Below are 21,800 nucleotides of genomic sequence, written 5' to 3'. Positions count from 1 at the left end.
TTTCTAGACTCAAGAATCAAGACAGCTTAAGTCTAGATTTGAACCTTGAAAATTGTTTTTTATTAATTGTTTTTTATTCGATTGTAATCGAATCTATTTTAAATTATCCAATCAAATATGGTTTTAATGCTACTTGATTGGATTGTAATATATTTTAATTAAGGAATTCAAATATTCCACAAGCACCTTGACCTGTTCCAACACACATGGTTACTGCACCATATTTTCCTTTCATGTCGCGCTTACGCATTTCATCAAAAAGTTGAACAGATAATTTGGCTCCAGTACATCCTAATGGATGCCCCAATGCAATGGCTCCACCATTTACATTAATAATATCTGGATTAAGGTCTAACTCTCTAATTACAGCTAATGATTGTGAAGCAAACGCTTCGTTTAATTCTATTAGTCCTAAATCGGCTTGTTTTAATCCGGCTTGTTTTAAGGCTTTTGGAATTGCTTTTACAGGTCCGATTCCCATGATACGAGGTTCAACACCTGCAGCAGCATAGTTTACCATTCTTGCGATTGGCTCTAAACCTAATTCTTTAACCATATCTTCACTCATTACCATAACAAATGCAGCACCATCACTCATTTGCGAAGAGTTACCAGCAGTAACACTTCCACCTGCAGCAAATACAGCTCTAAGTTTAGCTAAAGCTTCTTTACTTGTTCCGGCACGAGGTCCTTCATCTTTAGTTACTGTGTAAGATTTAGTCGCTTTTTTTCCGTTAGCATCAATGTAAGTTTGTTCAACTTCAATTGGTACAATTTGATCTTGAAAACGGTTTTCAGCTTGTGCTCTTAAAGCTTTCATGTGCGAATTAAATGCAAATTCATCTTGGTCTTCACGAGATACTTTAAACTGTTTTGCAACAGCTTCAGCAGTATTTCCCATTCCCCAATAATAATCTTCGTGACCTGCTTTTACAATGGCATCGTAGTTTAATTCAGGTTTAAAACCTGTCATTGGAACACTACTCATGCTTTCTGCTCCACCAGCAATAATACAATCTGCCATTCCAGCTTGTATTTTTGCAGTTGCCATACCAATAGTTTCTACTCCAGAAGAGCAAAAACGGTTTACAGTTACTCCAGGAACATCAACAATATCTAATCCCATTAAAGAGATTAAACGTGCCATATTTAATCCTTGAGCACCTTCAGGCATTGCGTTACCAACAATAACATCGTCAATACGCTTTGGATCTAAATTAGGAAGCTCTTTCATCATGTATTTGATGGTTTCTGCTGCTAATTCATCTGTTCTTTTAAAACGGAACACACCTTTTGGAGCTTTACCAACTGCGGTTCTGTATGCTTTTACTATATATGCGGTTTTCATTTTTCTTAGTTTCTTAACGGTTTCCCTTTGGTTAACATGTGTTGAATACGTTCTAAAGTTTTACGTTCTGTACATAAACTTAAGAAAGCTTCACGCTCTAAATCCAATAAATATTGCTCACTAACTAAGGTTGGTTCAGATAAGTCTCCACCAGCCATAACGTATGCTAATTTATTTGCGATTTTCATATCGTGTTCAGAAATGTAATTAGAGTCTTGCATAGCGTCAGTACCTACCATAAACATTCCTAATGCTTGTTTTCCTAATACTTTTACATCGGTACGTTTTACGGGTTGTGTGTAACCAGCATCTGCCATTAACATAGCGTGTTGTTTTGCAACTGCTATTTGGCGATCTTTATTTGTAACAACAACATCTTTTCCTTTTTGAAGGAAACCTAAATCAAAGGCTTCGTAAGCTGAAGTTGATACTTTTGCCATACCAATTGCTAAGAAGTTTTCTTGTAATACATTTAATTGTACATCTCCTTTTTTGAATGAATCTGAAGCTCTTAAAGACATTTCTTTAGAACCTCCACCACCAGGAATCACACCAACACCAAACTCTACAAGTCCCATGTAAGTTTCTGCTGCTGCAACTACTTTATCTGCGTGTAATGATAATTCACAACCACCACCTAAAGCCATTCCGTGAGGTGCAGATATTGTTGGGATAGAAGAGTAACGCATGCGCATCATTGAATCTTGGAAGTATTTAATGGCCATATTAAGCTCATCATACTCTTGTTCTGCAGCCATCATAAAAATCATTCCGATGTTTGCTCCAACAGAGAAATTTGCGGCTTGGTTACCAACTACTAATCCTGCAAAATCCTTTTCGGCTAAATCAATAGCTTTATTTAATCCTGCTAAAACATCTCCACCAATGGTGTTCATTTTAGATTGAAATTCTAGGTTAAGGATACCGTCACCAATGTCTTCAATAACAACTCCTGAGTTTTTAAACACTTCGTTTGTTTTTCTGATATTATCTAAGATGATGAAACTGTCTTGACCAGGTATTTTTGTTTGTTTTTTAGAAGGAATATCGTAGAAATACGAAGCACCTTCTTTTACAGAGTAGAATGAGGTGTTACCAGAAGCAACCATATCGTTAACCCAAGCAGCAGGTTCTAAACCTTCTGCTTTCATTAACTCTATTCCTTTTTCAACGCCAATGGCATCCCAAATTTGAAATGGTCCGTGTTCCCATCCAAAACCAGCTTTCATGGCATCATCAATCTTGTAAAGTTCATCTGAAATTTCTGGAATACGGTTTGAAACGTAAGCAAATAATGCGGTGAAGCTTTTTCTGTAAAATTCACCAGCTTTATCTTTTCCTTTTACTAATACTTTAAAACGATCTACGACTTTGTCAATCGTTTTTGTCATTTCTAAAGTTGCAAATTTTGCACGTTTAGCAGAACGGTACTCTAAAGTGTTTAAATCGAGAGATAAAATTTCTTTTTTACCTTCAGCAGAAACCGTTTTTTTATAAAAACCTTGTCCTGTTTTACTTCCTAACCATTTATTTTCCATCATAGTATTGATGAAATCTGGTAATTTAAATAACTCTAAACGTTCATCTTTAGGGCAGTTTTCTCTAATTCCGTTGGCTACGTGTACTAAAGTATCTAAACCAACAACATCTACTGTACGGAAGGTTGCAGATTTTGGACGACCAATTACTGGTCCAGATAATTTATCGACTTCTTCAATAGTTAAATCTAAATCTTTAACGGCATGAAATAAACTTTGGATACTAAAAATACCAACTCTGTTTCCAATAAAAGCAGGTGTGTCTTTGGCTACAACAGATGTTTTTCCTAAGAATTTTTCACCATATTCGTTTAAGAAATCAAGTACAGAAGGATCTGTATTTGGTCCAGGAATGATTTCGAATAATTTTAAGTAACGTGCAGGGTTAAAAAAGTGTGTTCCACAGAAATGTTTTTGGAAATCTTCACTTCGTCCTTCATTCATGAATTTTATAGGAATACCAGAGGTATTAGATGTAATTAAAGTTCCTGGAGTTCTGTATTTTTCTAGGTTTTCAAACACCATTTTCTTGATGTCTAATCTTTCAACTACAACTTCCATAATCCAATCTACATCGGCAACTTTAGCAATATCGTCTTCTAAGTTTCCTGTAGTAATTCGACTAGCAAAAGCTTGACTGTAAATAGGTGATGGTTTAGATTTTAATGATGCGGTTAAGGCATCGTTTACTAATCTGTTTCGTACGACTTTGTCTTCTAAGGTTAACCCTTTAGCTTTTTCTTTGTCGTTTAGTTCTCTAGGAACAATGTCTAATAGTAATACATCTACACCAATATTGGCGAAGTGACACGCGATACCAGATCCCATAATACCGGAACCAATAATCGCAACTTTTTTAATTCTACGTTTGCTCATATTATTTTAAAATGTGTTCTTTTTGATTGTATATTTTTTTGTTCGAAATTAAATCGGTTATAATTTCTGCAACTTCATAAAAGCTTTCTAATTTATCTTGAGGGATATTTTTCTTAACGGCTTCATTAAAAGTAAGTACTTTATCTTTTGAATAGGTTCTTTTTTCACGACCAAATTCAGTAAGGTGAATTAAAACTCCACGTCCATCTTCTGGATTAGGTTTTCGTTCAATTAACCCTCTAGTTTCCATAGTTTTTAATATTCTGGATAGGCTAGTGGCTTCCATTCCCATTTTAGGACCAAGTGATGTTGATGGCGTTCCTTTTTCGGGATCAATACTTAACAATGTAAACCCTGTGGCCATAGTACTTTCAAACTTCGTAGCTTCTTCGTTATACATTTTATTAACGGCTAACCACGTGGTTCGTAATACATAATCTATGGTTTTATCTTTCATCTATATTTTTTCTAATCATTCAAATATAGTGAAATTTACTATGCATGCATAGTAAATAACGATAATTTAACATAGAAAAGATAAAAAAAAACTCCTTTCATATATAATGAAAGGAGTTAAGAGGTTTAAGGACGATATATTTTTTCAATAAGGTCTTTATAAATATTTTTAATTATTTTTCGTTTCATTTTTAGGGTAGGCGTTAAGTGCCCTGATTCTATAGTCCATTCGTCTGGAGTGATTTCAAATTTCTTAATTTGTTCCCAATGCCCAAATTTTTTGTTGGCTACATCAATTTCTTCTTGAATACGATTTCTTAGTTTTTCGTTTGAAGCAATATCTTGATTAGAGTTAAAAGTCAGTTGGTGTCTTTTTGCCCATTCTTTAACAAATTCATAATTAACTTGAATTAAAGCGGTAGGCATTTTTTCTCCTTCACCAATAACCATAATTTGTTCGATAAAACGAGATTGTTTAAATTGGTTTTCTAATAGTGCTGGAGCAACATATTTACCTCCAGAAGTTTTAAACATTTCTTTTTTACGATCTGTTATTTTAAGGAATCCTTCTGCGTCAATTTCTCCAATATCTCCGGTATGAAAATAGCCATCAGTCATTACTTCGGCTGTTTTTTCGGGATCTTTATAGTAGCCTTTCATTACGTTAGGTCCTTTTACAAGGATTTCTCCGTCTTTGGCAATTTTAACTTCTACGTTATCAATAACTCTTCCAACAGTTCCTACTTTGAAACCGCCATTTCGTTGATCGTTAACAGATATTACTGGCGAGGTTTCTGTTAATCCGTAACCTTCCATAATTGGCATTTCTGCAGCAGCAAAAATTCTTGTTAATCTAGGTTGTAGTGCTGCACTACCTGAAACCATTAAATCTAATTCTCCGCCTAAACCTTCTTTCCATTTACTAAAAATAAGTTTTCTAGCAAGTTTAAGTTGTGTTTCGTACCACCAACCATTAGCGCCATATGGTTCATATTTTAAGCCTAAATCTACAGCCCAAAAGAATAACATCTTTTTAATTCCGCTAAGGGCATTTCCTTTAGCTATGATTTTATCGTATACTTTTTCGTATAAACGAGGTACTGCTGTCATTACATGAGGTTGTAATTCCTTTAAGTTATCGCTCATTTTTTCAATAGATTCTGCAAAATAAATTTCTACACCACAATATTGGTATAGGTATAGAATCATACGTTCAAAAACGTGACAGATTGGTAAGAAGCTTAATGATTTAGATTTTCCGTAATCAAAAGGAACTCTTTTTTCACTGTTTAAAACATCCGAAACAATATTATTGTGAGATAGCATAACCCCTTTTGGTCTTCCGGTAGTTCCAGAGGTATATATCAAGGTTGCTAAATCGTCTGGTGAAACATTGGTTTTACACGTTTCAACATCATTTTGATTGCTGGTATCTTCTCCTAGGTCTAAAATTTCTTTCCAGCTTTTTTCTCCTGCAACGTCATCAAAAGTATAAATACCTTTTAGTTTGGTATTGTCTTTAACCTGATTTAGTTTTTCTAGGATATCAGCTCCAGAAACAAAACAGTATGTAGCTTCAGAGTGATTTAATATATATTCGTAATCTTCTTTACTAATTGTAGGGTAAATAGGTACGTTTAATGCACCAGTTTGCAAAATACCAATATCCATGATATTCCATTCAGTACGATTAGTTGTTGAAATCACAGCTATTTTGTCGCCTTTTTGAATACCTAAGCGTAATAAAGCTCTACTTACAGTGTTTGCTTTATTAATGTATTCTTGTGTTGATGTTGCTTTCCATTCACCATTATATTTGGTAACTAAAGCTTTTTCGAGACTATATTGTTCTAATTGATAGTAAGGAAAATCGAAGAGTCTTGTAACTTCTTGCATAAGAATTAATTGTATCTAGTGTTGCAAAGTAAGAAAAGGAATTCTTATTTTAAAATTAGATGCTTTAAAAAACATCTAAATTGTTATAGTTTTTTTTTATTTAAGACTAAAATGTTAAAAGGTAAAGAGTTATAATTTAATAAAAAAAACATATAAATATGAGTATTTGCTAATTATAAAGCAATTTTTTTAATAAATGCATAGTAATAGCCTCTTTTTACTTTAGCTGTAAAACTTTTTCTACTTTAAAATGAATTGAATATTTAAAGAATAAAGATATAAAAAATACTAATGGGAAATGATATAGTTTAACGCTATTTTAAGTGTTATTGAGTTTTGATGTAAAAAGCCTTCTTATTATGAAAGCTAGCGTTTTAATAATTTGTACTTTTGAAGTGTATTAAACAAGACACATGATTAAAAAGCACGTAAAACAGCTTTCTTTTATTTTAATAATAATTTCTCATTTAGGATTTTTAGCTGCCATTTTATTTGAAAAACAGAATAATCTTTTTGTTTCAGCTTTTATTATCCTATCACTAATACTACTTTTGGTTACCTATAAAAAAACTAATTTAAGTGCCGAGAATCATACTTTTGAGCATGTACTTACTATAGCTTTTGTGTTTTTTGGTGCGATTATAACTTATCTTTTATCGGTTTCATTTGGTTTGAGTAGTGTTTTATCTGCTGGTTTGGTAGGGTTGGTTGTTAGCTTTGTTCCTAATCTATTTAAAAATAATGTGTTTATTAAAGGGTTGCCAACCGCTGTATATTGTGGAGCTTTTGTAGGAATGACAAATGTGAGTGTTGCTCCAGATTATATTTTTATCTCTTTAGCGAGTGTTATTACTGGTTTATTATTAGTAGGTACAAAAGATGCATTTCATGGTGTAGGAGGTAAGTTGGGAACCTTAGCTTTTGGTGGGGTTGCGATTGCTTTTTTTATCACTTTTTTATTTTCACAATGGATATAAATCATTTTATACTTCTTGTTATAGGAGGACTCTCAGCAGTATTTACTTTTGTTTTACAGCACACCTATAAGCAAGGTGCTGTTAGAGCATCTTCAATTGTGGGTGTTTTGGTAGGATTATTTGTTTTAATATTCCCAAATGTATTGTCTCCATTTTTTACTAAAAACTTACCTTTAGTTTGTTTTGGTGCTTCATTTGTAGGAATGGTGTCTTCAAAAATATTATCAAATTATTTTTTAATAGGACTCTCTGGATCAGTATTTACAATAATATTCATCAATACCAGTGCCTTTTTTTATGGTTTTGGTGGCGGATTAGGATCTGCAGCATGTATTGCGTTATTGGTGATTTTAAGTATTCCTATTTTAAGGAAACGCGGAAAATTAACACATAGAATATTACAGTTAAAAAAACTAATTATTGATAGATTTAAGTCTGAAAAATAAAGATTTATTTCTTGAGATTGAATCATAAAAAAGCGGTTTAAGATATGAGTCTTAAACCGCTTTTTGCATATTATATGTCTTTGAATTTTATTTGTTTTGAGACAAAATCCATTCTTTAGCATTTACAAAAGCTTCTAGCCAAGGCGATACTTCATCTTGTCTTTCGGCAGGGTAATTTGCCCAGTTCCATTGAAAAGTAGAACGCTCAATATGTGGCATTGTTACTAAGTGTCTTCCTGATTTATCAGATAACATTGCTGTGTTAAAATCTGATCCATTTGGATTATTAGGATAACCTTCATAACCGTATTTTGCAACAATATTATAGTTGTCTTCAGATTCTGGTAAGTTGAATTTTCCTTCTCCATGAGAAATCCAAACTCCTAATTCTGTTCCTGCTAAACTAGATAGCATTATCGAATTGTTTTCCTGAATTTTTACTGAAGTAAAAGAACTTTCGTGCTTCATAGAATCATTATGAACCATTTTTCCGTGAACTTTATGTTCAGGATTAATTAAGTCTAATTCCATCCAAAGTTGACATCCATTACAAATACCAACAGATAATGTATCTTCTCTTTTAAAGAAATTCTTTAAAGCTGTGTTTGCTTTTTCATTATATAAGAAAGCTCCTGCCCAACCTTTTGCTGAACCTAAAACATCTGAATTAGAAAATCCTCCAACAGCTCCAATAAATTGAATGTCTTCAAGTGTTTCACGACCAGAAATTAAATCGGTCATGTGTACATCTTTTACATCAAAGCCAGCTAAATACATAGCGTTTGCCATTTCGCGTTCAGAATTAGATCCTTTCTCGCGAATTATTGCTGCTTTTGGTTTTTCTGCTGAATTTGAAATCACCGGTAACTTTCCTGTAAAGTTTTCAGGGAATGTATACGTTAAAGGTTGATTTTTATAATTATCAAACCTGTTTTGAGCTAAATTATTTGCTGTTTGTTTTTGATCTAATAAGAAAGAGGTTTTATACCACGTATCTCTTAGTTCTGTAACATTGAAAGCAAATTCATCGTCGTTATTTTTAATAGTAATTGTTCCTGAAGTATTCGCAGTTCCAATATTGAAAAATTCGATATTATTTTCAGTTAAAACAGTTTCAACCGAAGCATCTGCTTGAAAAACAAGTCCTGCATTTTCAGAAAAAAGAACTTTAATAGAGTCTTCTTCATTTAATTGAGAAAGATTATAATCTGCTCCTAAGTTTACATCAGCAAAACATAATTCTAATAATGTAGTAATTAATCCACCAGAAGCAACATCGTGTCCTGCTGTAATTTTATCTGCTTTTATTAACTCTTGGATGGTATCAAATGCATTCTTTACAAAAGCGGCACTTTTTACATCTGGAGTTTCATTCCCAATAGCATTTAAAGCTTGAAAGAAAGAACTTCCTCCTAATTTAAATTCATCTTGAGAGATATTTATATAATAAATATTTCCGCCTTGAGCGTGTAAAAGAGGTTCAACAACTTTAGAAATTTCATTACAGTTTCCTGCTGCCGAAATAATTACAGTTCCTGGAGAAATTACCTCTTCATTAGGATATTTTTGTTTCATAGAAAGCGAATCCTTTCCTGTAGGAACATTAATACCTAAATCTATAGCAAATTCTGAAACCGCTTGTACAGCTTTGTATAAACGTGCATCTTCACCTTCATTTTTACAAGGCCACATCCAGTTTGCAGATAAGGCCACACTTTTTAAATTATCTTTTAAAGGTGCCCAAACAATATTGGTTAGCGATTCGGTAATTGCATTTCTACTTCCAGCATCTGGATGAATTAATGCCGAAATAGGTGCATGACCAATACTTGTTGCAATTCCTTCTTTTCCGTTATAATCTAGTGCCATAACACCAACATTATTTAAAGGAATTTGTAACGGACCAACACATTGTTGTTTTGCAACTTTACCACCAACACAACGGTCTACTTTATTTGTCAACCAATCTTTACAAGCTACAGCTTCTAATTGTAATACTTGGTCTAAATAGATTTTTAAGTTTTTAGTTTTGTAGCGTGGGTTTTTATATTTTCTGATAACAGTTTTATCTGTCATTATTGTTTTTGGAGAAGAACCAAACATATCTTCTAAAGCTAAATCCATTGGTTTTTCACCAGTAGTTTTAGATTCAAAAGTAAAACGATCGTTTCCTGTAACATCACCAACGGTGTACATTGGTGAACGCTCACGTTCTGCAATTTTTTGTAATGTATCAATATGTTTTTCGGCAATTACTAATCCCATACGTTCTTGAGATTCGTTACCTATAATTTCTTTAGCCGATAGAGTAGGGTCTCCAACAGGTAATTTATCTAAATCAATTTTACCTCCTGTATCTTCTACTAATTCCGATAAACAATTTAAATGTCCACCAGCACCATGATCGTGAATAGAAACAATAAAGTTTTCTTCACTTTCAACCATTCCACGAACTGCATTTGCAGCACGTTTTTGCATTTCTGGATTAGAACGTTGTACAGCATTTAATTCAATTCCTGAAGCAAATTCTCCAGTATCTGCTGATGATACAGCAGCTCCACCCATTCCAATACGGTAATTATCACCACCAAGAATAACAATTTTATCGCCTTCTTTTGGTGTGTCTTTTAGTGCTTGATCTGCTTTCCCGTAACCAATACCACCAGCTTGCATAATTACTTTGTCGTAACCTAATTTTCTTGCAGGTGATGTACTTGATGATGCGTTTTCGTTATGTTCAAAAGTTAAAACAGAACCAGTGATTAATGGTTGACCAAATTTGTTTCCAAAATCTGAAGCTCCATTACTCGCTTTTATTAAAATATCCATTGGTGTTTGGTATAACCAAGGACGAGCATCTGTTTTTTGTTCCCAAGGACGATTTTCTTCTAATCTAGAATATGACGTCATATAAACTGCAGTTCCTGCTAAAGGTAAAGATCCTTTTCCTCCTGCAAGTCTGTCTCTAATTTCTCCACCCGAACCGGTTGCAGCTCCATTAAAAGGCTCAACAGTTGTTGGGAAATTATGAGTTTCTGCTTTTAATGAAATTACAGATTCGTAATTTTGAGTTTGATAATAATCTGGCTTATCTGCTGTTTTAGGTGCAAATTGTTCAACAACTGGACCTTTTACAAATGCCACATTATCTTTATATGCCGAAACAATATCATTAGGGTTTTTGTTAGATGTTTCTCTAATCATTTTGAATAAAGACACGTCTTTTTCTTCGCCGTCAATAATAAAAGTTCCGTTGAAGATTTTATGACGACAGTGTTCTGAATTTACTTGAGAGAATCCAAAAACTTCAGAATCTGTTAGCTTTCTACCGATTTTCTTTGAAACACTTTTTAAGTATTCAATTTCTTCGTCATTAAGTGCTAAACCTTCTTTTTGGTTATATGCTGAAATATCTTCGATTTCTAAAATAGCTTCTGGTTGTACCGAAACATTAAAAGCGTCTTGAGTTAAGCTTTCATATTTTTGAGAAATCATTGGATCGAAATCAGAAAAATCTTCAGCAACAGCTGTAAATTCTTCAATACGAATTATATCAGAAATCCCCATGTTTTGGGTAATCTCTACGGCGTTAGTACTCCAAGGCGTTATCATTGCTGCACGTGGGCCAACAAAAAAAGCATCTAGAGATGCTTGTTCAATTATAGGTTGATTACCAAAAAGCCATACTAATTTAGATATGGTTTTAGAAGATAATTCTTTTGTTGTTTGAACAGTAAATACTTTACCGCTTACGTTTCCAAAGAAATGAATCATTATATGTGAGTGTTTGTATTGTTGTAAAAATGCAAATTTACTTTTTTTAGACGTAATAAGAACTATTTATAGGTGTGAAAATTACGAGTTATTCACGATGTTTTAAACAAAAAAAAGCGACTGGTAAGAGTCGCTTTTTAGAATATGTGTAAAACACTTAGTTTTTAATCAGTTTTTTACTGATTGTTTTAGTGCCTTGTGTTAGTTTTAAGATATAAACACCAGAATTAAGATCTTGAATGTTTAATATTTCTGAGTGACTTGTTGTTATATTCATTACTCTTTGTCCTAGTAAACTATATATTTCAATAGCTGTTTCTGCTTGCGTATTTAAATCTACGTGAAGTAAATTGTTTGCAGGATTAGGATATATTTTAATGTTAGTAATTTCAAAATCAGTAGTAGATAATGTTCCCCAACGGTCTTCGGCAGCATCTCCACCCCAAATAAGTGTTGCTAAATAAGGATCGTCAATAAAAGGGTTTCTGTTACCTTGTCCGTAAGTATTACTAGTGTTTTCAATATAATCATTTCTTTGATCTTCTATACCGCCATCAACAACAGGATCTTCAGCATTCCACTCTAAAAACAAGTCAATCATTTCATCTGGTGTATTTGCAGTAGTACCAACTCCTGCATTTGATGGTAAGCATTGTTCGCCATAACGTAAATACATATACATTATAATTCGTGCAACATCACCTTTCCATTCATCTCCAGGATACCAGTTTTGGTTAGTGTTTACTTTTCCTGAATTTCCACTACCATCAGCAAAAGGTAAACTACCTCTAGTGTTATTTCTTTGTACATCACTAGCTCTTAAATGATGAGCATCTGCACCTGGACCAGAATTATTCAAGCTTGGAGTCGCTAATCCTTTGGCGTATACGTGTTCTCTATTAAATTCACAGTTATCACCACCATTTTCATTAATACCACGTTCTAAATCATTTGTACAGTCTGAATCTGAACCAGATTCCCAACCATATATTAAAAAGATGCTAGATGAGTCATCCGGATTAACATCTGTAGCTTGTACACTTCCCCAACCATATGATAATGTGTGGGTGTGAGTACTAATTATTTTTGTTGCTAACTCTTCTTTTAAGGCAACGCCAGTAAGTGTTAAGTCAACATTGTTATAATAAGCTTGTTGTGCAAATATATTTAAACTAAAAAAAGCAGTTAAAATAAAAGCGTAAATGTGTTTCATTGTATTTGAATTTTTTTTATTTCTTTTCTAATAAAGCCATGTAGAATCCGTCAAATCCAGATTCGTGAGCGTATACGTTTTTATCTTTTACTAAAGTGAAATCTTTTCCATCTTCAGAAGCTAAGAACGTTTTTACTTGATTTTGATTTTCAGAAGGTAATATAGAGCATGTAGCGTAAACTAATTTTCCACCAACTTTCACCATACGTGAGTATTGTTGAAGAATTTGTTGTTGCGTTTCTACAATATTTTGAATAAATTCAGGTTGTAATTTCCATTTAGCATCAGGGTTTCTACGTAAAACACCTAATCCAGAACATGGCGCATCAATAAGAACTCTATCTGCTTTACCGTATAATTTTTTAATTGGTTTTGTTGAATCTATAACTTTTAACTCAATATTATGAGCACCATTACGTTTGGCTCTAATTTTAAGTTTTTTAAGTTTTCCTTCATAGATATCCATGGCAATAAGTTGCCCTTTGTTCTCCATTAAATTGGCAAGATGAAGCGATTTTCCTCCAGCACCAGCGCAAGTATCAATAACTTTCATTCCTGGTTTTACATCCAGAAATTCAGCTACTAATTGAGAAGAAGCATCTTGTACTTCAAACCAACCTGAAGCAAAAGCTTCGGTTTTAAATACATTAGCACGTTCTTTTAGCTTTAAAGCTGAAACATGGTTAGGTAAAAATTCGGTTTCTATATCTTCCGATTGCAATTTAAGTTGCAAGTCTGTTTTGTTTGTCTTTAAAGTATTTACTCTAAGAATTACATCTGCTTGTTCGTTAAGCTTAGCAATTTCTTTAGTCCATAACTCCTCACCAAGTTCTTTAGCACCTAATTCATCCATCCAATCAGGAATAGAATCACGGAATCTTCTTGTTTTTGAAAGTTCATCAAAACGGCCTTTAATTTTTCTTGTAGGTGTTTTTTCAAAATACTTCCAATCAGGTAATTTAATACCTTTTAGAGTAGCCCAAACAGCAAAAAGACGCCAATTGTCGTCTCTACTAAACGGTTCTTTAACTTCTGCTATTTCAGCATACAAGCGTTTCCATCTTACAATATCGTAGGTGGTTTCGGCAACAAATGCACGATCTCGGCTTCCCCAACGTTTATCTCTTTTTAAGAGTTGTTGAATTACTTTATCGGCATAAGCCCCTTCATTAAATATTAAAGTTAAACCATCAATTGTGGCAAAACATAAGTTTCTATGTAAACGCATCGTAAAAAATTAAGCCTACAAATATACGCTTATTTTGTTGATTATTTTACCTAATTTTAGCCTTTCAAAATAAATTATTGGATTCTAAAACATTTATAGACGATTTAAAAGCAGGTTCGCAAATTGCGTATGGTAAATTGCTAGATGCTTTTCAGCAAAAAGTGTTTGCAACATGTATCTCTTTTGTGCCCAATAAAGAGGATGCCGAAGACCTTGCTCAAGATGTTTTTGTGGAAGTTTTTAACTCTATTCATAAGTTTAAAGGTGACTCTAAACTCTCTACATGGATTTATAGAATTACCACCAATAAGTGTTTAGAGTTTATTAGAAAAAAAAACACCAAAAAACGTTTTGCTTTTTTAGAATCTATAACCGGAAGAGTTGTTCCTATAGATAAAACTAATTATTTTACAGAAATTACGCATCCTGGGATTGTTTTGGAGCAAAAAGAAACTAGCGAAACTTTATTTTTAGCTATTAATAAGTTGCCAGAAGCACAACGTATTGTGTTTACACTTCATAAAATTGATAGTAAAAGTTATCAGGAAATTAGTGAAATTACCCAGAAAAGTATCAGTTCTGTAGAGTCTTTAATGTTTAGGGCAAAGAAAAATTTACAAGATATTTTAAAAAACTTTTATAAAAATAATAGTTGAGCGCAAGTTATTTAGAAAAATAGCATCTAAATTTTTAGATTATGAAAACACAAGAAGACATGAAAGGCATGCAACATAAAATTAACGCTATTATAGATAGCGCAGATCATCTTGAAAAAGCTGATTTATCGCCATTTTTTAAGGAAAAAACCATGCAACGTATGTTTGCAAAACAGTCCGAAAAACAAGCTGTAGTTTGGGCATGGTTTACACCAAAACTACAATTAGCAACTTTAGTTTGCTTTGTATTACTTAATGTATTTGCATTTATGAATTTAAATTCAAGTACTTATAATGATAATGTACAGGAATTTGCAGATTCTTACGGTTTATCCGTATCATCAGATTATTCTGTATTAAATTAATTTAGAAATGAAGAAAAATTTAATTCTCTATATACTACTCGTTTTTTTAATTTTAGCTAATGGCTTTTTTTTAGTTAACTATTTGGGACGACCAGAAGCTCATCAAGGCAATAAAGGGCCAGGAGATTTTTTAAGTAAAGAACTCAATTTTGATGCCGCTCAAATGCAGGAGTTTAAAAAGCTTAATAAAAATCATCATAAAAATATTGAAGATCTTTTAAAGGAATTACAAGAGTTAAAACACGAGTTATTTATCCGCTCGTATCAAGATATTGAAGATGCTATTGTAATAGATTCTATAGCATCTCGTATTGGTGAAAATGAAAAACAAAAAGATTTACTATCTTTTAAATACTTTAAAAGTATAAGAGCACTTTGTAACGATACACAAAAAAAAGAATTTAAAAATTTAATTGAAAAGTCACTTAAAGGAGGGGAAAGAGTAGGAGCTCCAGATCACGAAAGAAGAGGTCGAGATGAGAACGAAAACCCACCACCACCACGACATTAAACTTACTAATATTTACTAAAAAGGCTCTCATTAATTTAAGAGCCTTTTTTATTGTGATTTTTTTAACAAAAGCAGACACAAGTTTACCTAAAAGATATCATCTAAAGTTATATAACAATTAAAACACAATACCATGAACACTCAAAAAATTAAAACAGGAATTGCATTAGTAATGCTAATGTCATTATTTACAGTAACAACAAACGCACAATCTTCAGATAAAAAAGAAGGAAGAGAAAAACCGAGTTTTGAAAAATTATTAAAAGAGATGGATGCTAATGAAGATGGAAAATTATCTAAAGATGAAGTAAAAGGACCTTTAAAAGATGATTTTGCAACTATTGATACTGATGAGGACGGATTTATTTCAAAAGAAGAATTAGAAAATGCTCCAAAACCAAAAAGAGAACGTCCATCAAAAAGATAGTAAATTAAAAATATAGGATTACCTTCTTTAAATGAATTTTAGATAGCGAAGGTAATTTATAAACGAGGAAATTATGAAATATCTAATAATAGGAGCATTGCTATTTAGTTTTATAGGGTGTAATAGTAATAAAAATACAACTCAACATGATAATGATGGTCATACTCACAATGCTTCGTCACATCATCATAAAAACTATTTTGAGTCCTATACTTTAAATAGTGAAAGTTACGGAACCAATACAGTAGTTACGGTAGATGGTGATACGCGAACTATGATAACTAATTCGTTACCAGATCATAAAACAGGTCAATTTCCTAGTAAAGGAAATCCTAATACTATTTCATCTCAAAATGTAACCTATACATTTCCTGTTCATCCAGTTTACACAGGAAAACCAGAGTGGGTTAGAGAACCGAGTGTCGCTTTAAACGGTATTAAGTTTGAGCCAGGAACAGCTGAAGTTGTAGCCTGTGATACTGGTGAAAATTATAGAGTAGAAGCTTTACAAGATGTTATTGATTTAGGGCTAGATTTTAATCATGCTCACGTTCAGCCAACCGGAGCTTATCATTATCATGGTACACCAACAGCAGTTATTGAAGAGTTTGATATGGGGGAAGATTTGGTACATATTGGATTTGCTCATGATGGGTTTCCTATTTATTATTCTAAAACTAGCGCATATAAACCAAGTTATAAATTGGTTGATGGTCATAGAGATGGTGAAGACTGTACATATGAAAACCCTCATAATTCAATTGATCTTTCTGTAGGAGGACATCATGATGGAACCTATACTTCAGATTTTGAATTTATTGAAGGTTCAGGGGATTTAGATGAGTGTAACGGAATAAGTATTGATGGTGATTATATGTATTTGGTTACCGATGAGTTTCCGTACGTAAGTCGTTGTTTAATGGGAGAAGTTACTAAGGAAGCGCATCAAGGTCCACCAAATGGAGGTGAAAGATTAAGCGTTGATGATTTATTTGAACAGATGGATAGTGATAATAACGGAAAATTATCAAAAACAGAAGTAAAAGGACCTTTAGCTCAAGATTTTTCAAAAATAGATACTAATAATGATGCGTTTTTATCAAAAGAAGAATTAACTACACTTTCAAAAAGAGAAAATCAACGTCCAGGAGGTCGTCGTTAATCTTTTTAAGAAATAATTCGCAAGTTTATTTTTTTAAACACATCTAAAAGTAAAATACTAATTAATAAACCCTAAGATTTATGAAAAAATTAATTATAACAAGTGCAATATTAAGCCTATTTACGGTGATGTTGGTAGGTTGCGCAAGTGATGATACTAGTGATGCTTCAGAAGGTGATACAGCAGGAGGAGAAGTGACCACTTTACACGCTGCTTATGCGGCTTTTAATACAGATGCAACAACCATTTATTTAGATGGAAGTAACGTAGTTATAGAGAGCACAGGTATTCCAAACCATGAAACGGTATATTGGGGAGAGGGAAATGATTTATATCTAGATGAACCAACAGTAGAGGTGACTCCAAGTATCATGTCTAGTAATAATAATGCCGTAACAATTACGGTTGATGCAACTCCAAATTTAACAGGAAGTACCGTTGCAACAGATTTTGATACTATTGGAATTGCTGTTAGTGGTGCTTCAATATTTAACGATCAAGAAGGTGGAGGAGCTTTAGATGCAGCAGCTGCAAGTTTAGATTGGACTGGAGCACATATTGGACCAGGAGTATACCATTATCATTTAGAACCAAGAGCTTTTTCTGATGATGACGATGCTTTAGTTGGTGTATTATTAGATGGTGTTTTCCTTTACGGAAGAAAATGTAGCGTTACCGGAACATATCCAACAGATTTAGATAGTTCAGGAGGGCATACCTCTACAACTCAATATACAGATGGTGTAGAAGAATATCACTACCATATTATTAACGAATTATATTCAACAACAGGATCATATATTGCATTTGCAGGTCCGTACCAAGGTTATTAATTTATTATGAAACTTAATACTAACTTTTTTTTAGCGTTTGTTTTGTTGTTCATCTTTTATAATTGTAAAAATGAAGAACAACAGGAAAGTATTGCATTATTTACAGATCCTGTAAAAGAAATTAATGCACTTACTGTAAATAAAAAAGAGTTAGTGTTAAATCAAAATCAAGGCGTTTGGTATTATAATGATATACCATTTAATGGATATTCAGAAAAAATTAATGCTGCAGGAACTACTATAGAACGATTAGGGTTTTACAACGGAAAAAGAGAAGGTGTTGCTGAAACATGGTCTAACAATGGAAATCTCCGTATTCAATCATATTACAAACAAAATAAACTCACAGGACTTTATGAAAGTTGGTGGGAAAATGGTACGTTATCTTTACAAGTAAATTATGTAAAAGGTAAAAAAGAAGGTGAAGAACGACAATGGTTCTCAACTGGAGAACTTTCAAAAGTAAGACAATTGAAGGAAGGTAGAGAAAACGGCATTCAAAAAGCATGGTTAATTAACGGAAAGTTATATGTTAATTACGAAGCTAAAAATGGACGAATTTTCGGAATGAAAAGGGCAAACTCATGTTATAAATTAGAAGATGAAAAATTGGTTACAAAATAAAATATCAGGACTCCTTTTTATAGTTTTTTTTGCAATGTTTATTAGTTGTAATCAAAATATAAAAAAGGAAAATATTAAGGTTGAAGAAACTAGTAGAGTAGATTACTTGCCCTATTATAATGATGCGTCTTTTACACCACATTGGTTGGTGCCTAATAGTGATGCTGAAAAAAAGTTTCATAAGATTTCTGAATTTTCATTAACCAATCAGTTAGGTGAAGATGTGACACAAAAAACTTTTGAAAACAAGATATATGTTACTGATTTCTTTTTTACAAGTTGCCCAGGGATTTGTCCTAAAATGACAGGTAGTATGTTTACTTTACAAGAAGAGTTTTTAAATGATAACGACGTTAAATTCCTATCACATTCGGTAACCCCAACAAAAGATTCTGTTTCTGTACTATTAAAATATGCAAAAGAAAACGGAGTTATAGCAGATAAATGGCATTTGGTAACAGGTGATAAAACTGAAATTTATAACCTTGGAAGACATCAATACTTTATAGAAAACGACTTAGGTGAAACAAAAGATATAGATGATTTTCTTCACACCGAAAACTTTTTACTTATTGATAAAAATAAACATATAAGAGGTATTTATAACGGATTAAATAGAGCTTCTATTAAACAATTAATAACAGATATTAAAGCATTACAAGTAGAGGGGTAGTGCTCCTAGTAGTTTAATTGTAAAGTAAAAAGCTTCATGTGTATTCATGAAGCTTTTTATATATTTATAAAAAAAAACGTAATGCGGTTACTAATTATTTTCTTATTGAGTACTATTTTGGTGTCTTGTAATTCTGAAATAAAAACTAAAACGATATCTCAGGTTGAAATAAATCCTTTATTAAAAGACTCTACTTTAAATGTTCGAGCTTTTGAGATTGACGATAAAGGGCTTGGTGCTTTTGCTACATCTCAAGGCAAAATAGGAGGGGTAAGTAAGAGTTTAATTGATGAAGAGGCGCGTTTAACTTTTCAATTAAAAGAAGATACTATAATTCCAAATTTTAGAGCATTAGCAGTAACAAAAAAAGCTGGTTTTATATTAAGTATTGGCTCTCCGGCTCTATTATATAAAATTGATGATGATTCTTTAAAAATTGTTTACAGAGAAAATCACGAAAAAGTATTCTATGATGCTATGGATTTCTGGAACGATCGAGAAGGCATTGCTATTGGAGATCCTACAGATAATTGCCTAAGTATTATTATCACAAGAGATGCAGGAGAAACTTGGGAGAAATTATCTTGTAATGTTTTACCAAACATAAAAGAAGGAGAGGCTGCTTTTGCTGCAAGTGATACTAATATTGCTATTGTAGGTGATAAAACTTGGGTAGCCACAGGAGGAAAGGCAAGTAGAGTATTGTTTTCGCCAGATAGAGGAAAAACATGGACGGTTTTTGAGACCCCTATTGTACAGGGTTTAGAAACTACAGGTATATATAGTTTAGATTTTTATGATGAAGAAAATGGTTTCGCCATTGGTGGCGATTATACAAAACCAGAAGCCACATTAAATAATAAAATAAGAACTAAAGATGGCGGTAAAACATGGAAAGTTGTCGCTAATAATAAAGGTCCTGGGTATAGAAGTTGCGTACAATATGTGCCAAATAGTAATGCTAAAAAATTAGTAGCTGTAGGTTTTAAAGGAATAGATTGTAGTAATGATGCGGGAAATACTTGGCAACATTTAAGTGATGAAGGTTTTTATACCATTAGGTTTTTAAACGACTCAACCGCTTATGCCGGAGGAAACGGTAGTATTAGCAAATTGATATTTTAATAACAGATAATAAAAAAGCAGCCAATTGGCTGCTTTTTTTTAATTTGATTTTTTGTCTTCTTTATGACGGTTTTTATATTCTTCAAACATTTTTCGTCTAAAGTCTTCTTCGGCAAGTTTTAGTAATATAATTTTTTTATCACTAATTACTGTTTTCAAACTATCTATATAATCGAGTTTTAATGTTAGTTTTTCACTTTCAAACTTAATTAAATCGTCTAAGATAATTTTAGCTTTCGCTTCGGTGATATCGTCTTTTATTTGCTTTCTTTTTTCGTGAGCTGTTTTTCTTAGCATATCTTCTTCAAGATCAAAAGTATTATAAACAGGCCAAAATTGTTGTGCTTCTTTTTCCGAAAGGTTTAAACGTTCAGTAATGAAAGCGACTTTTAAAGTTTTTATACGCTGAGCTTTATCCTCGCTTTTTTGTGAGAATAGGCTAAAACTTATGCATAAAAAGAGTAGGGGTGTTAGTAGTTTTTTCATTAGTCTATTATTAAATCTTCAATAGATGCGTTTTCAATAAGGTATTCTTCAATTGAGGCATCTGTTAAACTATTATCTGTAAAGTTGCTATAACTTAATTGGTTTTCATTAATTAAAGCTGAAAAATCTTCGGTAGTAAAATCTTCTTCAGAAATATAACTTTCAATTGAAGCAGTTTCTATATCCGAAAATCCTAAGCTGTTTGTTGTTGAGGTTGACGACAGGTTAAACATTAGTAAAACTACTGCTGCTACTGCCGAAATAGCCATCACTTTTTGCCATGAAAATAAAGGAATCACTTTTGGTGTGTGTGCTTTTTCAATAGCGGTTGTAATTTTTACTTCAAGTGAATCAAAATAATTATCAGGGGTTTTAAATCCTGGTGTTTTTATGGTGTCAGACAATTTTGCGGCGTTACATATAACGTCTTCTATTTCGTTGAAATAGTTGTTGGGAGTTTTAAATCCTGAAGTTTTGACTGTATGTAATTTATTGTTATTCATTTGTTTCTTTGACTATTAAATAAGTAAAAGGTTTAATCTCTGGTTAAAAATTGTTCTATTTTTTTTACTGCAATATGATATGATGCTTTTAAAGCGCCTTCACTAGTTTCTAATATTTCAGACATTTCGGCGTATTTAATATCGTCAAAATATTTCATATTAAATACCAATTGCTGTTTTCTTGGTAATGTTGCTACGGCTTCTTGTAATTTTTGTTGAATTTCGTCAGCTTCAAAATATACATCGGCTTTTAAGTTATTGATCGCTTGTTGCTGGTATTCTTCGTTTGATATTTGTAAGCGTTTTGCTTTTTTATTTAAATGTGTAATCGATTCGTTGGTAGCAATACGATACATCCATGAAAATAATTTACTGTCTCCTTTAAAGTTGTGTATGTTTTTATACACTTTTATAAAAGTATTTTGAACTACATCATCGGCATCATCATGCGACAATACAATTTTTCTTATATGCCAATATAAGCGCTCTTTGTATTGTGATAAAAGTTCTCTAAAAGCCACCTCTTTGGTATGCTCATTAGTTAACCTTTGTAGTAAATCGTGTTCTGTATTCAAAAAAAATCTTTATTTTTTAGACTCACGGAAGTTATAAAAGTTTAATTAATAATCTGTTTATTTTTTTAAGTCTTATTAATTTGATGGTTTTTAAAAGATTAGGTTTGT

Annotated in this window: 21 protein-coding genes; 11 read left to right on the top strand and 10 right to left on the bottom strand. The window is 32.4% G+C overall.

The window, feature by feature from the left end:
- Positions 1-154: 154 nt before the first annotated feature.
- The 4 genes from ACU4C5_RS00995 to ACU4C5_RS00980 form a co-directional block, all read right to left on the bottom strand.
- Positions 155-1,348 carry an acetyl-CoA C-acyltransferase gene (locus tag ACU4C5_RS00995; protein ID WP_446845190.1) on the bottom strand — a complete coding sequence of 398 codons (1,194 nt, stop codon included), beginning with the start codon at positions 1,346-1,348 and terminating at the stop codon, positions 155-157.
- A 5-nt stretch (positions 1,349-1,353) separates the two neighbouring features.
- Positions 1,354-3,762, bottom strand: coding sequence for a 3-hydroxyacyl-CoA dehydrogenase NAD-binding domain-containing protein (locus ACU4C5_RS00990; RefSeq protein ID WP_446845189.1), 2,409 nt, complete (start codon positions 3,760-3,762; stop codon positions 1,354-1,356).
- A 1-nt stretch (position 3,763) separates the two neighbouring features.
- Positions 3,764-4,219: a MarR family winged helix-turn-helix transcriptional regulator gene (locus ACU4C5_RS00985; RefSeq protein ID WP_446845188.1), complete on the bottom strand. Its 456-nt coding sequence runs from the start codon at positions 4,217-4,219 to the stop codon at positions 3,764-3,766.
- A gap of 125 nt (positions 4,220-4,344) precedes the next feature.
- Positions 4,345-6,114: an AMP-dependent synthetase/ligase gene (locus ACU4C5_RS00980; protein WP_446845187.1), complete on the bottom strand. Its 1,770-nt coding sequence runs from the start codon at positions 6,112-6,114 to the stop codon at positions 4,345-4,347.
- A 413-nt stretch (positions 6,115-6,527) separates the two neighbouring features.
- Here ACU4C5_RS00980 and ACU4C5_RS00975 point away from each other — a divergent pair, with 413 nt between their 5' ends.
- Positions 6,528-7,091: a hypothetical protein gene (locus tag ACU4C5_RS00975; protein WP_446845186.1), complete on the top strand. Its 564-nt coding sequence runs from the start codon at positions 6,528-6,530 to the stop codon at positions 7,089-7,091.
- Positions 7,082-7,537, top strand: a complete 456-nt coding sequence (locus ACU4C5_RS00970) for a hypothetical protein (RefSeq protein WP_446845185.1) — start codon at positions 7,082-7,084, stop codon at positions 7,535-7,537. The genes ACU4C5_RS00975 and ACU4C5_RS00970 overlap by 10 nt, the downstream gene beginning before the upstream one ends.
- An 87-nt stretch (positions 7,538-7,624) precedes the next feature.
- Here the strand turns inward: ACU4C5_RS00970 and purL are convergent, their stop codons facing one another.
- From purL to ACU4C5_RS00955, 3 genes are all read right to left on the bottom strand, one after another.
- Complete coding sequence (gene purL, locus ACU4C5_RS00965; protein WP_446845184.1) at positions 7,625-11,311, bottom strand: phosphoribosylformylglycinamidine synthase; 3,687 nt, start codon at positions 11,309-11,311, stop codon at positions 7,625-7,627.
- 157 nt (positions 11,312-11,468) lie between these two features.
- Entirely contained in the window at positions 11,469-12,524 is a 1,056-nt protein-coding gene (locus ACU4C5_RS00960; RefSeq protein ID WP_446845183.1) for an endonuclease, read from the bottom strand.
- A gap of 16 nt (positions 12,525-12,540) precedes the next feature.
- Entirely contained in the window at positions 12,541-13,752 is a 1,212-nt protein-coding gene (locus ACU4C5_RS00955) for an RsmB/NOP family class I SAM-dependent RNA methyltransferase (RefSeq protein ID WP_446845181.1), read from the bottom strand.
- A 77-nt stretch (positions 13,753-13,829) separates the two neighbouring features.
- Between ACU4C5_RS00955 and ACU4C5_RS00950 the strand changes: the two genes are divergently transcribed.
- From ACU4C5_RS00950 to ACU4C5_RS00910, 9 genes are all read left to right on the top strand, one after another.
- Entirely contained in the window at positions 13,830-14,408 is a 579-nt protein-coding gene (locus ACU4C5_RS00950) for an RNA polymerase sigma factor (RefSeq protein ID WP_446845180.1), read from the top strand.
- Positions 14,409-14,449: 41 nt separating this feature from the next.
- Entirely contained in the window at positions 14,450-14,773 is a 324-nt protein-coding gene (locus ACU4C5_RS00945) for a hypothetical protein (RefSeq protein WP_446845179.1), read from the top strand.
- 7 nt (positions 14,774-14,780) lie between these two features.
- Positions 14,781-15,284, top strand: coding sequence for a Spy/CpxP family protein refolding chaperone (locus ACU4C5_RS00940; RefSeq protein ID WP_446845178.1), 504 nt, complete (start codon positions 14,781-14,783; stop codon positions 15,282-15,284).
- A 133-nt stretch (positions 15,285-15,417) separates the two neighbouring features.
- On the top strand, positions 15,418-15,711 hold the full coding sequence (locus ACU4C5_RS00935) for an EF-hand domain-containing protein (protein WP_446845177.1): 294 nt from the start codon (positions 15,418-15,420) through the stop codon (positions 15,709-15,711).
- A 73-nt stretch (positions 15,712-15,784) separates the two neighbouring features.
- On the top strand, positions 15,785-16,873 hold the full coding sequence (locus ACU4C5_RS00930; protein WP_446845176.1) for a YHYH protein: 1,089 nt from the start codon (positions 15,785-15,787) through the stop codon (positions 16,871-16,873).
- 80 nt (positions 16,874-16,953) lie between these two features.
- Positions 16,954-17,706: a YHYH protein gene (locus ACU4C5_RS00925; RefSeq protein WP_446845175.1), complete on the top strand. Its 753-nt coding sequence runs from the start codon at positions 16,954-16,956 to the stop codon at positions 17,704-17,706.
- A 6-nt stretch (positions 17,707-17,712) separates the two neighbouring features.
- Complete coding sequence (locus tag ACU4C5_RS00920) at positions 17,713-18,330, top strand: toxin-antitoxin system YwqK family antitoxin (RefSeq protein WP_446845174.1); 618 nt, start codon at positions 17,713-17,715, stop codon at positions 18,328-18,330.
- On the top strand, positions 18,308-19,003 hold the full coding sequence (locus ACU4C5_RS00915) for an SCO family protein (protein WP_446845173.1): 696 nt from the start codon (positions 18,308-18,310) through the stop codon (positions 19,001-19,003). The genes ACU4C5_RS00920 and ACU4C5_RS00915 overlap by 23 nt, the downstream gene beginning before the upstream one ends.
- Before the next feature lie 81 nt (positions 19,004-19,084).
- Positions 19,085-20,128 carry a WD40/YVTN/BNR-like repeat-containing protein gene (locus tag ACU4C5_RS00910; RefSeq protein ID WP_446845172.1) on the top strand — a complete coding sequence of 348 codons (1,044 nt, stop codon included), beginning with the start codon at positions 19,085-19,087 and terminating at the stop codon, positions 20,126-20,128.
- A gap of 39 nt (positions 20,129-20,167) precedes the next feature.
- Here the strand turns inward: ACU4C5_RS00910 and ACU4C5_RS00905 are convergent, their stop codons facing one another.
- From ACU4C5_RS00905 to ACU4C5_RS00895, 3 genes are read right to left on the bottom strand one after another with little or no spacing between them, the layout of a single operon-like run.
- Complete coding sequence (locus tag ACU4C5_RS00905; RefSeq protein WP_446845171.1) at positions 20,168-20,614, bottom strand: sensor of ECF-type sigma factor; 447 nt, start codon at positions 20,612-20,614, stop codon at positions 20,168-20,170.
- Positions 20,614-21,117 (bottom strand): hypothetical protein, encoded by a 504-nt coding sequence (locus ACU4C5_RS00900; RefSeq protein ID WP_446845170.1) that lies wholly within the window; start codon positions 21,115-21,117, stop codon positions 20,614-20,616. Before ACU4C5_RS00900 ends, ACU4C5_RS00905 begins: the two co-directional genes overlap by 1 nt.
- A gap of 32 nt (positions 21,118-21,149) precedes the next feature.
- Entirely contained in the window at positions 21,150-21,692 is a 543-nt protein-coding gene (locus ACU4C5_RS00895) for an RNA polymerase sigma factor (RefSeq protein ID WP_446845168.1), read from the bottom strand.
- Positions 21,693-21,800 lie beyond the last annotated feature (108 nt).

The sequence above is a fragment of the Lacinutrix undariae genome (assembly GCF_052934785.1).
This window is presented reverse-complemented; position numbering and strand designations above follow the sequence as displayed.